This window comes from Acidovorax kalamii, from assembly GCF_002245625.1.
GTDB classification, from domain to species: Bacteria; Pseudomonadota; Gammaproteobacteria; order Burkholderiales; family Burkholderiaceae_C; genus Acidovorax; species Acidovorax kalamii.
On record NZ_NOIG01000011.1, the window covers coordinates 561690 to 576251 of the forward strand.

Consider the following 14562-nt stretch of genomic DNA (forward strand, 5'->3'; position numbering starts at 1 on the left):
CCACCAATGCCAAGTCGCCTATGCGACATGCGGGGCCTCCGGCTGCCCGGCCCGTGGCGCCTCGTCAAACTGGTCAATGCGGCCGGGGGTCGGTGTTGTCGACCAGCCAGGCTTCGAACGCCTCGCGCGCCGAATTGCGCAGCGCCGCGCGGAAGGCGGTCTTGTTGCTCAGGTACAGACAGTGGCGCATCACCGTGTAGGGGTTGAAGCTGCCCTGGGGGTTCTGCTCCTCGAAGTGCTGCTTGTAGCGCTTGACCACGCCGATGGTCTCGCGCATCAGGGTGTTGAAGCGCGCGCGTGTCATGCGCGGCGACCAGGCCTGGATGTCGTCCACAAACCCATCGACCTTGGAGGGTTCGAACTCGAAGTCCTTGAAGAAATGGGTGGCGATCTTGAGGAAGGTGAAGGCGTTCAGCTCGCTGCTGCCGCCTGCCGCCTTGTGGGGGGCCTGCGCGTCGGCAGGGGCGTCCAGCGCAGTGTCGGCAGTCTCGTCGGGGGCTTGCAACAGCTCGGCCGCCGTGGCGTCGCGGATCTGCAGGAACTCCCGGTCGGCCAGCTCGAACAAGGCCGACAGCACATTGATGCGCCGCTTGAGCTGCTGCGGGATGGATTTCTTGTACTTGATCTTGTGGTCCAGCACGCTCCAGGAGTCCTGGATGATGGTGCGCACCTGCAGCTCGAACGCCCAGTGGGCATAGGCCGCGTGTTCCGGCAAGTCGCGCTCTGCGGCGCCCAGGCGCAGATCCAGGTGCAGGCCCTTGTAGCCAAACGATGCCTCGGTGCTCTCCACGGCCGCAACCTTGTCCGTGACGTCAATCACCGCAAAACGGGCGCGCATGATCTGCGCCACCTTCTCCAATTCGTCCCCATACAGGCACACCACCCGCACCCCGATGAGGTCGGAGATGTAGCTCTGGATGTCATAGGGCGTGTTGCTTTCTTCCAGCGCCGGGCGGTACTTGCGCACAAATTTTCGGATGCACTCGTCGGCATCCTTCACGCGGCCTTCCACCTTGGCGATGTCGATGCCCCCCGCTTGCGCCACCGCAGCCGCCACCAGGCTGGTGATGGCAGTGCATGCGGCCTGCAGCGCCGTGGCCTGTTGCGCGTAGTAGGTGCGAAACTGTGATTCTTCCAGGTCAAAGTCAAGTGATGCCATGTGCGGGGTGCGCAGAATGCGCCGAATTGAAAACCAACCACCAAGGAGTGCCGAAGCTCTGGTGCAGGACCGGGCCAATCAGGGCAATGCCTGCCGGCGCAGAGCTTGCCCCAGCTGCCAAACAGCACTTGGCGGCGCTGAACGCAGGCCCATAATGGTGCACGCCTTGGTGCCTTGCCATGCCTCCATCTCACCTTCCAGTCCCTGCTGACGACGATACCACCGCCGCTGGCGTGCGGGAGGATGTAACCAGCGCCAGCGCCATCACCAGGCGGCGCTGGGTGCCCCTGGTCCTGCCACCGCTGGTGGGTATGTTGGCACTGGGTCTTTCCTATCTCTATTGGCAGGGCGAGGAAGACAATGTCCAGGCCAAGAACGCTCTGAATTTTGAGGTCGCAGCCGACCAGGTGGCCTACAACCTCAAGGACCGCATGGCCACGTATGAGGTGGTGCTGCGCGGCGTGAAAGGGTACTTCGAGGGTTCCGAGCGCATCAGCAGAGAGGAGTTCAAGACCTACGTGGAGGCCCTGCAATTGCAGGAGACCCGGCCCGGCCTGCAGGGGGTATCTCTGATACTTCACCTGTTTGAGCCACAAATTGACCTGCACATTGCCGACATGCGTCGGCGCGGGTTTCCCCACTACAGCGTCCTCCCTCCGGGTGTGCGCGCTGCATACGCTCCCATCACGCACATCGAGCCACTGCGGGGCGACAACGTGCGTGCGCTGGGATATGACACGCTGACCATTCCAGCAGCACGCGAGGCGCTGGAGCGGGCCAGGGACAGCGGGGAACTGGCGCTCAGCGCACCGCTCACCCTGCTGCAAAACGACACCTCGACGACAGCAGCACAGCCTGGGGTGGTGATGTACCTGCCTATCTACGCCCCGCAGGCAGACACAAGCACGCAGCTGGTGCGCCGGGCCGGTCTGGTTGGCTGGGTTTCGGCCCCGTTCCGGGCGGGCGACGTCATCGCCGGAATGGCGCGTGAGCTGGACCCGGACATCGAGATCACTCTGTACGACGGCGTGGCCAAACCGGATGGATTGCGCCTGTACGGGACATCGGCCGACAAGGCACCGGTGGCCCCCGGGGGCGACAGAGGTGCTGCGTCCGCGCCTCAAGCGCTGCGAACGCTGCAAATTGGCGGGCGTACATGGACGCTGGTGATGCAGCCCACGCCCAGTTTTTCCCTGCGCCATCGGGAAGAAGGCCACTACGTGATCGCAGCGGTGGGCGTGACCCTGGGCCTGCTTCTGTCCTGGTTGACCTGGCTGTTGGCCACCGGGCGCGAGCGCGCCGTGGCGCTGGCGCATGGCATGACCGCCGAGCTGCGCGCCACGCGCGACGACCTGGAGAGCACACTCAACGCCATCCCCGACCTGCTGTTCGAACTGGGCCTGGACGGCCGGATCCACCACTACCGTTCGGCGCGGTCTGACCTGCTGGCCATGCCACCCGAAATGTTTCTGGGGCGTTTGATTAGCGAAGTGGTTCCGCCCGAAGCTGCGGCGGGCTGCCATGCTGCGCTGGAGGCCGCGCACCACACGGGGTACTCGGCGGGCCACCAGTACCGGCTGGAGCTGGGCGGCACCACCCACTGGTTCGAGCTGTCCATCGCCCGCAAGGACGCCGCCATGCCCGGCGACGAAGCCCGGTTCATCGCCTTGTCGCGCGACATCACCGAGCGCAAGCAGGCCGAGGCGCGCTCGCACCAGCTGGCGTACTTCGACGGCCTCACCGGCCTGCCCAACCGGCGCATGCTGCTCGACCGCATGGAACACGCCCTGCACAGCGCCCTCAATGCCGCCCAGGTGGGGGCGGTGCTCTATATCGACCTCGACAACTTCAAGCAGATCAACGACGCGCGCGGGCACACCGTGGGCGATGCGCTGCTGATGCAGGTGGCCCAGCGCCTCACGCAGCAGCTGCGCCCGGGCGACACCGTGGCCCGGCTGGGCGGCGACGAGTTCGTGGTGCTGGTGCACAACGTGGCCTCCGACATGGAATCGGCCGGGCGCGCGGCCCTGCTGGTGGCCGAGGAGATCCGCGCGGTGCTGGAGGCGCCGTACACCATTGCCACCCACCTCTACAGCACCACGGGCAGCATTGGCATCACGCTGTTCCCCAAGCGTGGCGAGGGCGTGGAAGACCTGCTGCGCGAGGCTGACACCGCCATGTACCGCGCCAAAGACCTGGGCCGCAACCGCATCCGCTTCTACGAAGCCGCCATGCAGGCCGACGTGCAGGAGCGCCTGGCGCTGGAGCAGGACCTGAAAAAGGCCCAGGCCGAAGGGCAGCTGGCTGCTTTTGTGCAAAGCCAGGTGGACGCCACAGGCGCCGTAGTGGGCGGCGAGCTGCTGATGCGCTGGACCCACCCGGTGCGCGGCAACGTACCGCCCAGCCGCTTCATCCCCATTGCCGAGGCCTCGGGCCTGATCCTGCGCATGGGCGACTGGATGATCCAACAGGCCTGCGAAACCCTGGCGCACCTGCAGGCGGCGGGGCGGGAGCTGTCGCTGTCGGTCAACGTGAGCCAGCGGCAGTTTCGCCAGGATGATTTTGTCGAGCGCGTGCGCCATGTGCTGGCCCACACCGGAGCCCACCCCGGCAACCTGATTCTGGAGGTGACGGAAAGCCTGCTCATCGAAGACCTGGACGACACGATTGCCCGCATGACCGAAATCGTAGGTCTGGGCGTGCGCTTTTCCATCGACGACTTTGGCACGGGCTATTCGAGCCTGGCCTACCTCAAGCGCCTGCCGCTGTTTGAACTCAAGATCGACAAGAGTTTTGTGCAGGACACGCCCGACGACCCGAGCGACACCGCCATCGTGCAGTCCATCCTTTCGGTGGCCAGCCATCTGAATCTGCGCGTGGTGGCCGAGGGTGTGGAAACCCGCGCCCAGGCCGATTTTCTGCTGCAGAACCAGTGCGAATGCCTGCAGGGCTACCTGTTCGGTCGGCCCGAGCCACTGGCGGTGTGGCTGGCGCGGCAGGTGTAGCGCCGCAGGCTGTGCCCATCTTTATCCGGCCTCGGCGCCTGGTTCCGCCGGGTGCCCATAGGCAAAGGTGCCATAGGTGTCCATCGCCAGCGCATGCACCTCGCGCGCGGGCCGGTCCTTGAGCAAATGGTTGCTCCACACCTGGCGCCAGATGCGGGCGCCGGGCAGGCTGTGGCGCAGGCCCAACATGTGGCGGGCGATGTGGGGCCAAGGGGTGCCGTGTTGCGCGGCCTCGCGTTCCATGTACTCAACCATGGCCACCTCCACCTCTTCGCGGGTCAGGGGGCAGGGGGCGCCCCCGTAGTAGATCTGGTCCCAGCGGGCCAGCCACCAGGGGTTGTGATACGCCTCGCGGCCGATCATCACGCCGTCCAGGTGGTCGAGCTGCTCCAGCACCACCTCATCGGTCTGGATGCCGCCGTTGATGGCAATGGTGAACTCTGGAAACTCGGCCTTGAGGCGGTGCACCACCTCGTAGCGCAGGGGCGGTATGTCGCGGTTTTCCTTGGGGCTCAGACCTTGCAGCCAGGCGTTGCGCGCATGCACGATGAACACGGTGCAGCCCGCGTCGGCCACGGTGCCGATGAAGTCGCGCACGAAACCGTAGTCCTCCACCTTGTCGATGCCGATGCGGTGCTTCACGGTCACGGGCACGCTGACCACGTCATTCATGGCCTTGACGCAGTCGGCCACCAGCTGGGGCGCCTTCATCAGGCTCGCGCCAAAGGCGCCGCGCTGCACCCGGTCGCTGGGACAGCCGCAGTTGAGGTTGATTTCGTCGTAGCCCCATTGCTCGCCCAGCCGCGCGGCCTGGGCCAGCTTGTCGGGCTCGTTGCCGCCCAGCTGCAGGGCCACGGGGTGCTCTTCGGCATTGAAGCGCAGGTGGCGCTCGGTACCGCCATACAGGATGCCGCCCGCGTTCACCATCTCGGTGTACAGCAGGGTCTGGCGGGTCAGCAGCCGGTGAAAGTAACGGCAGTGGCGGTCGGTCCAGTCCATCATGGGGGCGATGGACATGCGCCAGGGGCTCAGGGTGGGTTCCACGGGGCAAAAAACGGAAGGCGGGGAAGGGCTGGAGAGGTCCGCAGCGAAGCCGCTGTGGTCGGTTTGGCCGCGATTATCCCATTGCGCTGCCATCCGGCGCCAGTATGTGGCTTTGCTCAAAATCGGCTTCTACCGCATATCTGTTATGCCCATGGTGCTATCAAAATGAGAGTATTCCTTCCGTTGCATGGCTGCTGCCCCGGCGGCGCATTGCCTTGCATCAAGGTGGGGCATGGGGGGGATCGGCGACAATTGCGGCGCTTTTGATGCCTGCGCGGCGCCCGGCGCAGCGCCTGGGCCCCTGCCTGCGGGCCCTGTTTCGTCACCCGCCCTCCCATGCACCACACCATTTTTGACACGCCGGTTGTCAACACACTCCTGCGCGCTTTTTCCCGCTTGACCCTGCGCATCACCGGCTGGAAGGTCGAAGGCGCTTTGCCCGCCCATGCCGCCAAAAGCGTGCTGATTGCCGCGCCTCACACCAGCAACTGGGACCTGCCGTACACCTTGATGCTGGCGTTCTCGCTGCGGCTGCGGGTGTACTGGATGGGCAAACACAGCCTCTTCAAGGCGCCATTTGGCGGGGTGATGCGCTGGCTGGGTGGCATTCCGGTGAACCGGGAGCAGGCAAACAACCTGGTGGCCAGCTCAGCCCAGGCCATGCGGGAAGCGGATGGTCCCATGCAGCTCATCGTGCCGCCCGAAGGCACGCGCGGCAAGACGCGGCACTGGAAGACGGGCTTTTACTACATCGCCCAGCAGGCGGGCGTGCCCATCGTGCTGGCCTTTGTGGACTACGGCCGCAAGGTCGGTGGCCTGGGCCCGGTGTTCGAGCCCACGGGCGATGTGGAGCGCGACATGGCAGCCATCAAGGCGTTCTATGCGCCCATCCGGGGCAAGAACCCGACGCAGTTCGAGGCCTGAACGATCTGCAGTCAAATTCGTGCCTAGCGCCTTTTGAATAAGCTCTGGGTGCTTCAAGAAAAATAGCATCCGAGCGCCTTTGCGGGCGCGCTGACCGTGACTGGCGTGGCCCAAGCCAGGGGGCCGAGCAAGGCCCGCCCCGCAGCGAGGGCAGCGTCTCCCTTCCCGATTCGTGCAGCGAATCGAGAGAAGGGGGAAGCGGCACAGCTGCTCAGGGGGATGTCACCCTACCTGTCGCCGGTCGATCTTGCGGCTGAGCACGATGCTGGTCTGCGTCTGGTGCACGCCGTCGAGCTGGCCCACGCGGTCGAGCAGGGTGTCGAGCTGCTCATGGCTCGTGCAGCGCAAAAACACCAGGTAGTCAAACGGCCCACTCACAGCCGACACCTCCTCGACCTCGGCCATGGCCTCCAGCGCGCGCAGCACAGCGGGCGCTGCCTTGGGCAGCACACTGATGCTGCACCAGGCCCGCACCGTGGTGGCATCGAGCCGTGCCCCCAGCCGCACGCCATAGCCCGCCACCACGCCCGAACGCTCCAGCCGCGCAATGCGCGCCACCACGGTGGTGCGCGCCAGCCCCAGCTTGCGGGCGAGCTGCGCCGTGCCTTCGCGCGCATTGGCCTGCAGCAGGCTCAGCAACTGGCGGTCGGTAGCGTCCAGCGTGGGCGGGGCGTTGGGGGTGGCGGGCGTAAAAGTCATAGTGGCCATGATATTCGCCGTTATGACGTTTCAAGAACGATTTTTCGACGCTCTAGTGGCTACACACTGACAGTACCCTTGCCTAGCATCAAGGCATCTTTCACCACCGCTGCGGCCCGGCCGCCAGCACACACCAGGAGCACTGCCATGACCGCCTTTTCCACCCGCCACGCCATCACCATCCTGGGTGCAGGCCATATTGGCTTTGCCATGGCGCTCTTGTTGCAGCAGGCCGGTGACTACGACATCCTGGTGGCCGACCGCGACCCCGCCCGCCTTGCCGAGGTGGCTGCTCTGGGCGTGGCCACCCGCCTGGTGGGCGACGACACCAGCTTGCAAGCCGCCATCGACGGCCGTTTTGCCGTGCTGAACGCGCTGCCGTTTCACCGCGCCGTGCCCGTAGCCACGTTGTGCGCAAGCGCAGGTGTGCACTACTTCGACCTGACCGAAGACGTGGCCAGCACCCAGGCCATCCGTGCCCTGGCCGCCAACGCGCGCAGCGTGCTCATGCCCCAGTGCGGCCTGGCGCCGGGCTTTATCGGTATCGTGGGCAACGACCTGGCCCGGCGTTTCGACACCCTGCATACCCTGCGCATGCGCGTGGGCGCGCTGCCCCGCTACCCCCAGGGCGCCCTGCGCTACAACCTGACCTGGAGCACCGAAGGCCTCATCAACGAATACTGCAACCCCTGCGAGGCCATTGTGGATGGCGTGCGCACCACGGTGCCAGCGCTGGAAGGGCTGGAAACCTTTGCGCTCGATGGCGTGGAGTACGAGGCCTTCAACACCTCGGGGGGCCTGGGCACGCTCACCGAGACGCTGGCAGGCAAGGCACGGCAAGTGGACTACCAGTCCATCCGCTACCCGGGTCACAACGCCATCCTCAAACTGTTGCTCAATGACCTGCGCCTGCGCGACCGGCGCGATCTGCTCAAGGACATCCTGGAGAGCGCCATTCCCACCACCGACCAGGATGTGATCGTGATTTTTGCCACCGCAGCGGGCCAACGCGGCGGGCGGCTGGTGCAGGAGTCCTACTCGGCCCGCATCGTGGGCACGGAGCTGGCGGGGCACCGGCTCAGCGCCATCCAGCTCACCACGGCAGCAGGCATCTGCACGGCGCTCGACCTGGTGGCCCAGGGGCGGCTGCCGCAGCGGGGCTTTGTGGGGCAGGAGGCGGTGCGGCTGGCGGATTTTCTGGCGAACCGGTTTGGGGTGGCGTATGCGGGGGAGGGGACGCAGGCGCTGGAAAAAATCGCATGAAGCCCATTAGCCGCATGAATTCAAAAACTGCAATTCCTACGGCCATGGGGCATTTTTCGCCGCAAAACCGCTGCAGGAGTGCTGCTGGCCTAGCGCGGTGCTGACAGACGCTCATCGCCCGCCCGGCTTCTGGTACATCCCCTCTATCGCTTCCGCAAAGTGCGCCATCAGGTTGTTGCGCTTGAGCTTGAGCGTGGGGGTCATGAAGGTGTTCTCGATGGTCCACGGCTCCAGGGTGCAGTGCACGGCGCGGGGCACGGCATAGCGGGCAAAGCTAGCGGTGTTCTTCTCGATGCGCGCCAGCACTGCGCGGTGCACGCTGGGGTGGTTCAGGCTTGCCGCGTCTTGCGCGGGCAGGCCCAGGTCGGCCGCCATGCGCTGCCACTCATCGGCCTTGAGCACGGCCACGCAGGCGATGAAGGGGCGGTTCTCGCCCACCACAAAGGTCTGCTCCAGCAGCGGGTCGGCCAGCATGGCCAGTTCCAGGTCGCCCGGCGGCACCTTTTCGCCGGTGGAGGTGACGATGATCTCCTTGATGCGGCCCTTGATGTAGATGCGGCCGTTCACGATCTCTGCCTGATCGCCCGTGCCCAGCCAGCCGTCGGGGCTCAGGATGCGCGCGGTGTCTTCCGGGCGCTTCCAGTAGCCCTTCATCACGATGGGGCCGCGCACCTGCAGTTCGCGGTTTTCGCCGATGCGCACCTCTACACCGGGCAGGGCCTTGCCCACGCAGGCAGGATCGTTGTCGTTCAGCGAGTTCACCGACACCACAGGCGCAGTCTCGGTCATGCCGTAGCCCTGCACGAGCGGCAGGCCCAGGCCCAAAAAGCACTTGGCAATGGTGGGCGACAGCGGCGCGCCGCCGCTCACCGCCACCCGCACACGGCCGCCAAACTGGGCCAGCAAAGGCTTGGCCACCAGCGCCTGCAGCAGGGGCCAGGGCAGGGCGGCCATCCAGCCTGCGGCCTGGCCTTCGTTGGCTGCCGGGGCGGGCAGGCCTTGCACGGCACAGAAGCGGGCCCAGCCTTTGTTCTGCGCGGCTTCATACAGCTGCATCTTCCAGGGCGTGGGCGAGAGTTTTTCGAGCAGCTTGGCTTGGATGCGCTCGTAAATGCGTGGCACCGACACCAGCACGGTGGGTCGCACGGTCTTCAGGTCCTCGGCCAGTTGCGCCACCGAGCGCGCATAGGCCACGCAGCTGCCCGCAGCAATCGGCAGGTAGTAGCCGCCCGTGCGCTCGAAGGTGTGCGACAGCGGCAGGAACGACAGGAACACGTCGTCCACCGTGGGGGCGATGCGGTCGAGCACCGCCTTCACATCGCTGACCACGTTGCGGTGCGTGAGCATCACGCCCTTGGGCTTGCCCGTGGTGCCCGAGGTGTAGACGATGGCCGCCAGGTCGTCTGCCCCCGGAGGTGTGGGGGCCGCTGCTGCCCCGGCCCCCGCCAGCCACTGCGCCAGCGAGCCCACGGCAGGGCCATCGGCCGAAGCGGCGGTGGGAGAGAAGGTTGAAGTGTCGTCGTCGGTGATTACCACCGCCCGCAGGGCCGGGAACGGCGTGCCCACGGCGCGGATCTTTTCCCACTGCTCGGCCTGGCCCACGATGAGCATCGAGGCCTCGCAGTCCGCCAGGATGTAGGCAATGCTGCCGGGGTTGTCGATGGCGTGCAGGGGCACTGGCACGCAGCCAGTGGCCAGTGTGGCCTGGTCGGCACACATGGCGTGCAGGCCGTTGGGCAGCAGGATGGCCACGCGGGCGGCCAGGGGCAGTTGCAGGGCCGCCAGGGCCTGGGTCCAGGTGGCGATGCGATCAGCAGCCTGCGCCCAGTTCAGGCTTTGCCAGGACTGGCTGGCCGTGTCGTAGGCGCGGAAGGCCTCGGCCTGGGGCGTCTGACCCACCCGGAAAGCCAGCAGTTGGGGCAGTGTCTGAACGTCGGAAATTCGGGTGGGGGTCGTGGCGGAGGTCATCTGGCTGGCGAAAGGGGCCCGCAGCGGGGCTTTCAGTCGGGCGCGCGCTCGTTCTGGAGCACGTTGCCGGGAGCGTTTGGCCCGGATCAGGGCAAACCCGGGGATCATAGCCAGCGCCGGTGCCTGGGGCGCCCATCCGGTGGCCTGCTTTGTGAGAAATGGTGCATTCCTAAAGATGGAATGCCGGGGTGGGCACTTGGGGTGGCTGCCACATGGCGCGCCGAAGGCTGCAGTGCAGGCGCCATGGGCACCATGGGCACCATGGGCACAATAGGCGCCATTCCACAGTCACGCGAACGCCGCACCTGCAACACCCATGGACCCCGTCACCATCTTTTTCATTGCCACACTCATGATGCTGGCAAACGGTGGGGTACTTGGCCTGATGCACAAGGACCTGCCTTTGCCCATGCGCCCCGCGGCGGCCAGCTGGCGCATTGCCACGCTGCTGTTTGCCGGGGGCTCCATCCTGTTTGCTGCGCAAGGGCTCAACCCGCCTGCCTACACCTTGGCCCTGGCCAATGCGCTGGTGATGTTCGGGTTTACCGGTTATTTGCGTGCTTTGCGGCAGTTCTACGGACTCAAAGACCAGCTGTGGGTCATGGTGCCTGCTGCGCTGGGCACGGTGGCCGTTTTCTGGCTGACTTTGGGTACGGCCGATGTCGGGGGGCGCATCCTGACGGTGTCGGTGGTCTGGTCGGTGCTGATGGTGGCCTGCATTGTGGTGCTGGTCTCGCAGGAGCGCCGTGACGGTGCCCGCAGTCGGCGCGTGATGGCGGGCCTGTTCACGGCCGTCGCCTTGTTTGTGCTGTTCCGCGCGGGCTACTTTGTGGTGATCGGGGTGAACCCGGCCTTCAGCGTGCTGGGGGCGGGCGCCTGGATGAACATTGCCACCCCCATGGTGGCCGCCACCTTGCCCGTGATCGGCACCACCGCGTTCTTGCTGATGTGCTCGGAGCGCATTCGCCGCCAGTGGGAGCGTGCCGCCTCCACCGACTACCTGACCGGCTTGCCCAACCGCCGCACGCTGGTGGAGATGGGGCTGAAGCGTTTTGAGCAGGCCCGCACCAGCGCGGCATCCGGTGGTTTTGGACTGGCGATTGTGGACATTGACCACTTCAAGCGCATCAACGACGAGCACGGCCACGAGATGGGCGATGTGGCCCTCAAGCATGTGGCGGGGCGGCTGCAGTCGGCCTGCCGAGGGGCTGAGCTACCGGCTCGCCAAGGTGGTGAAGAGTTTGTGGTGCTGTTCGACAACCTGCAGCTGCACGACGCCCCGGCCGCTGGCGAGCGGTTGCGCCAGGCAGTCGCCCAGGCCCCGTTCACGGCGGGTGACTTGGTGCTGCCATTGACGGTGTCGATCGGCCTGGCAGTGCTTCGTGCCGACGACACCCACTTCGATAGCTTGCTGCGCCGCGCAGATGAGGCGCTTTATGTGGCCAAGGCGACCGGGCGCAACCGGGTTGAGATCGCTCCTGAGAGGGCGATGGAGCCGAGTTCCACGGGATCTGGCGTCGGGCTACCGGCCTGATCCGGTGCCAAGAATCAGGTCGCTGCTTCCAGCCCCTGCGCAAAGTGCGCCTGCATGGCCTTGACCGTGGCCTTGGCGTCGCGCGCCACCATGGCGGCCAGGATGGCACGGTGCTCACCCAGCGAGTCTTCAATGCGCCCTTGCTTGAACAGCGAGTTGTGGCGGTTGAGCTTCATCACCTTGCGCAGGTCGGCCACCATCTGGCTGCGCCAGCGGTTGTCGGCCATCTCCAGCAAGCACATGTGAAAGCGTTCGTTGACGGCGAAGAATTTTTCGCGATCAGCCACGGCGGCTTCCAGCTCGGCGTGCAGGTCCTGCAGCGTCTTTAGCTGCGTGTCGGTGGCGCGTTCGGCCACCACGCCTGCGGCGTCGCTCTCCAGCAGGCTCAGCAGGTGGTACACGTCGCGCAGGTCTTTTTCACTCATCTCCGTCACATAGGCGCCACGGCGCACCTTCATCGTGACCAGGCCTTCTGCGGCCAGCACCTTCAGCGCCTCGCGCAGCGGTGTGCGGCTGATGCCGAATTCCTCCGCAATCTTGAGCTCGTCGATCCAGCTGCCGGGCTCCAGCTCGCGGCGGAAGATGCGCTGGCGCAGCTGCTCGGCGACTTCTTCGTACAGGGCGCGGGGCGTGAGGGTAAGGGCAGACATGGGCGGATTGTAAGCTGCGAAGAATATTTTGAATCAATAATTATGAATGATGTAAACTCGCCGCCACACCACAGCACCTGTGCGGTCACCGCCTGTGCGCCGTGTTGGACGCCCCCATGCCATCTTCGGAGTAGCTTTCGCCATGAGTGACAAACCCACCAACAACGCCCCAGAGTTCGCCGCGTCTTCGCTGGAAGCCTGGGCCAAGGCCGCAGCCAAGTCGGCACCGGGGGGCGATGTCAGCGCCCTCAACTGGGTCACGCCCGATGGCATCACCGTCAAGCCGCTGTACACCGCCGAAGACACCGCCAGTCTGCCGTATGCCAACACGCTGCCGGGTTTTGAGCCCTACCTACGCGGCCCGCAGGCCACCATGTATGCCGTGCGGCCCTGGACGATTCGCCAGTACGCAGGCTTTTCGACCGCTGAAGAATCCAATGCGTTCTACCGGAAGGCGCTGGCCGCAGGCGGGCAGGGCGTGTCGGTGGCGTTTGACCTGGCAACCCACCGGGGCTACGACAGTGACCACCCCCGCGTGACGGGCGACGTGGGCAAGGCCGGGGTGGCGATTGATTCGGTCGAAGACATGAAGATCCTGTTCGACCAGATCCCGCTCGACAAGGTCAGCGTATCGATGACCATGAACGGTGCGGTGCTACCCGTGCTGGCGGGCTACGTGGTGGCGGCAGAAGAGCAGGGCGTCTCGCAAGACAAGCTTTCCGGAACCATTCAGAACGACATTCTGAAAGAGTTCATGGTGCGCAACACCTACATCTACCCGCCCAAGCCGTCGATGAAGATCATTGGCGACATCATCGAGTACACGGCCAAGAACATGCCGAAGTTCAACTCGATCTCGATCAGCGGCTACCACATGCAGGAAGCCGGGGCCAACCAGGCGCTGGAACTGGCCTTCACTTTGGCCGACGGCAAGGAATATGTGAAGACCGCCATCGCCAAGGGCATGGACGTGGACGAGTTCGCCGGGCGCCTGAGCTTCTTCTGGGCGATTGGCATGAACTTTTACCTCGAAGTCGCCAAGATGCGCGCCGCGCGCCTGCTGTGGTGCCGCATCATGAAAGCCACGGGCGCCAAGAACCCCAAGAGCCTGATGCTGCGCACACACTGCCAGACCTCGGGCTGGAGCCTGACCGAACAAGACCCCTACAACAACGTGGTGCGCACCACCATCGAGGCCATGGCGGCCGTGTTTGGGGGCACGCAGAGTCTGCACACCAACAGCTTTGACGAAGCCATTGCGCTGCCCACCGAGTTCAGCGCCCGCATTGCGCGCAACACGCAGCTCATCATTCAGGAAGAGACCCACATCACCAACGTGATCGACCCCTGGGCCGGCAGCTACATGATGGAAAAGCTGACCCAGGACATGGCCGACGCGGCCTGGAAGATCATCGAAGAGGTCGAGGCCATGGGTGGCATGACCCAGGCCGTGGACAGCGGCTGGGCCAAGCTCAAGATCGAAGCTGCCGCCGCCGAGAAGCAGGCGCGCATCGACAGCGGAAAGGACGTGATCGTGGGCGTCAACAAGTACAAGCTGGCGAAGGAAGACCCGGTCGATATCCTGCAGATCGACAACGTGAAGGTGCGCGACGGCCAGATCGAACGCCTCAAAAATATTCGGTCAAAACGCGACTCTGCGCGCGTCCAGCAAGCCTTGGATGCTCTCACTTCTGCAGCAGAAAGCGGCGAAGGCAACCTGCTGGACCTGTCGATCAAAGCCGTACGCCTGCGCGCCACGGTGGGCGAGGTGTCGGATGCGCTGGAGAAGGTTTTTGGGCGCCACCGCGCCGATACACAAAAGGTGACCGGTGTGTACGCAGCTGCCTATGACTCGGCCGAAGGCTGGGACAAACTCAAGACCGAGATCAACGCCTTTGCCGAAGAGCAGGGCCGCCGCCCCCGCGTGATGATCGCCAAACTGGGCCAGGACGGGCACGACCGCGGCGCCAAGGTGGTGGCCACCGCGTTTGCAGACCTGGGCTTTGACGTGGACATGGGCCCACTGTTCCAGACTCCGGAGGAATGCGCCCGCCAGGCCATCGAGAACGACGTGCACGCCGTGGGCGTGAGCACGCTGGCTGCGGGCCACAAGACGCTGGTGCCCGCCATCATCCAGTCGCTCAAAGACCAGGGCGCCGACGACATCATTGTGTTTGTGGGCGGGGTGATCCCGGCCCAGGACTATGACTTCCTGTACGAATCCGGCGTGAAGGGCGTGTACGGCCCGGGGACGCCGATTCCGGCCAGCGCCAAGGATGTGCTGGAACAGATCCGCAAGGCTGTGGCTGCGTGAGT

General features: G+C 65.3%; 10 protein-coding genes. 5 read left to right on the forward strand and 5 right to left on the reverse strand.

The genetic code is table 11. The features are described 5' to 3' along the window. Nucleotides 1-73 precede the first annotated feature (73 nt). A complete protein-coding gene (locus CBY09_RS19365) occupies nt 74-1159 on the reverse strand; it encodes a GTP pyrophosphokinase (protein WP_094291174.1) in 1086 nt (361 codons plus the stop codon). Nucleotides 1160-1338: 179 nt separating this feature from the next. On the opposite strand from CBY09_RS19365, the gene CBY09_RS24260 reads away from it, so the two are divergent. After that, complete coding sequence (locus tag CBY09_RS24260; protein WP_094291175.1) at nt 1339-4164, forward strand: bifunctional diguanylate cyclase/phosphodiesterase; 2826 nt, start codon at nt 1339-1341, stop codon at nt 4162-4164. 21 nt (nt 4165-4185) lie between these two features. Here the strand turns inward: CBY09_RS24260 and dusA are convergent, their stop codons facing one another. Beyond that, nucleotides 4186-5208 (reverse strand): tRNA dihydrouridine(20/20a) synthase DusA, encoded by a 1023-nt coding sequence (gene dusA, locus CBY09_RS19375; protein WP_094291176.1) that lies wholly within the window; start codon nt 5206-5208, stop codon nt 4186-4188. Nucleotides 5209-5544: 336 nt separating this feature from the next. Here dusA and CBY09_RS19380 point away from each other — a divergent pair, with 336 nt between their 5' ends. Then, nucleotides 5545-6132 (forward strand): lysophospholipid acyltransferase family protein, encoded by a 588-nt coding sequence (locus CBY09_RS19380; protein WP_094291177.1) that lies wholly within the window; start codon nt 5545-5547, stop codon nt 6130-6132. A gap of 222 nt (nt 6133-6354) precedes the next feature. Here the strand turns inward: CBY09_RS19380 and CBY09_RS19385 are convergent, their stop codons facing one another. Continuing rightward, nucleotides 6355-6840, reverse strand: a complete 486-nt coding sequence (locus CBY09_RS19385; protein WP_240515783.1) for an Lrp/AsnC family transcriptional regulator — start codon at nt 6838-6840, stop codon at nt 6355-6357. 138 nt (nt 6841-6978) lie between these two features. Here CBY09_RS19385 and CBY09_RS19390 point away from each other — a divergent pair, with 138 nt between their 5' ends. Next, the gene (locus CBY09_RS19390) at nt 6979-8094 is read left to right on the forward strand and encodes a saccharopine dehydrogenase family protein (protein ID WP_094291179.1); all 1116 of its coding nucleotides are present in this window, start codon (nt 6979-6981) and stop codon (nt 8092-8094) included. Nucleotides 8095-8205: 111 nt separating this feature from the next. Here the strand turns inward: CBY09_RS19390 and CBY09_RS19395 are convergent, their stop codons facing one another. Then, on the reverse strand, nt 8206-10062 hold the full coding sequence (locus tag CBY09_RS19395; protein WP_094291180.1) for an AMP-dependent synthetase/ligase: 1857 nt from the start codon (nt 10060-10062) through the stop codon (nt 8206-8208). A 316-nt stretch (nt 10063-10378) separates the two neighbouring features. On the opposite strand from CBY09_RS19395, the gene CBY09_RS19400 reads away from it, so the two are divergent. After that, nucleotides 10379-11596, forward strand: a complete 1218-nt coding sequence (locus CBY09_RS19400) for a GGDEF domain-containing protein (protein ID WP_094291181.1) — start codon at nt 10379-10381, stop codon at nt 11594-11596. 14 nt (nt 11597-11610) lie between these two features. On the opposite strand, the gene CBY09_RS19405 is transcribed toward CBY09_RS19400, so the two are convergent. Further along, the gene (locus tag CBY09_RS19405; RefSeq protein ID WP_094291182.1) at nt 11611-12246 is read right to left on the reverse strand and encodes a GntR family transcriptional regulator; all 636 of its coding nucleotides are present in this window, start codon (nt 12244-12246) and stop codon (nt 11611-11613) included. 142 nt (nt 12247-12388) lie between these two features. Between CBY09_RS19405 and scpA the strand changes: the two genes are divergently transcribed. After that, complete coding sequence (scpA, locus tag CBY09_RS19410; protein ID WP_094291183.1) at nt 12389-14560, forward strand: methylmalonyl-CoA mutase; 2172 nt, start codon at nt 12389-12391, stop codon at nt 14558-14560. Nucleotides 14561-14562: the final 2 nt, after the last annotated feature.

Coding starts and splice junctions, on each gene's coding strand:
- CBY09_RS19380 (WP_094291177.1), top strand. CDS start 5,545: ATGCACCACACCATTTTTGACACGCCGGTTGTCAACACACTCCTGCGC.
- CBY09_RS19400 (WP_094291181.1), top strand. CDS start 10,379: ATGGACCCCGTCACCATCTTTTTCATTGCCACACTCATGATGCTGGCA.
- CBY09_RS19390 (WP_094291179.1), top strand. CDS start 6,979: ATGACCGCCTTTTCCACCCGCCACGCCATCACCATCCTGGGTGCAGGC.
- CBY09_RS19395 (WP_094291180.1), bottom strand. CDS start 10,062: ATGACCTCCGCCACGACCCCCACCCGAATTTCCGACGTTCAGACACTG.
- CBY09_RS19385 (WP_240515783.1), bottom strand. CDS start 6,840: ATGGCCACTATGACTTTTACGCCCGCCACCCCCAACGCCCCGCCCACG.
- CBY09_RS19405 (WP_094291182.1), bottom strand. CDS start 12,246: ATGTCTGCCCTTACCCTCACGCCCCGCGCCCTGTACGAAGAAGTCGCC.
- CBY09_RS19365 (WP_094291174.1), bottom strand. CDS start 1,159: ATGGCATCACTTGACTTTGACCTGGAAGAATCACAGTTTCGCACCTAC.
- CBY09_RS24260 (WP_094291175.1), top strand. CDS start 1,339: ATGCCTCCATCTCACCTTCCAGTCCCTGCTGACGACGATACCACCGCC.
- scpA (WP_094291183.1), top strand. CDS start 12,389: ATGAGTGACAAACCCACCAACAACGCCCCAGAGTTCGCCGCGTCTTCG.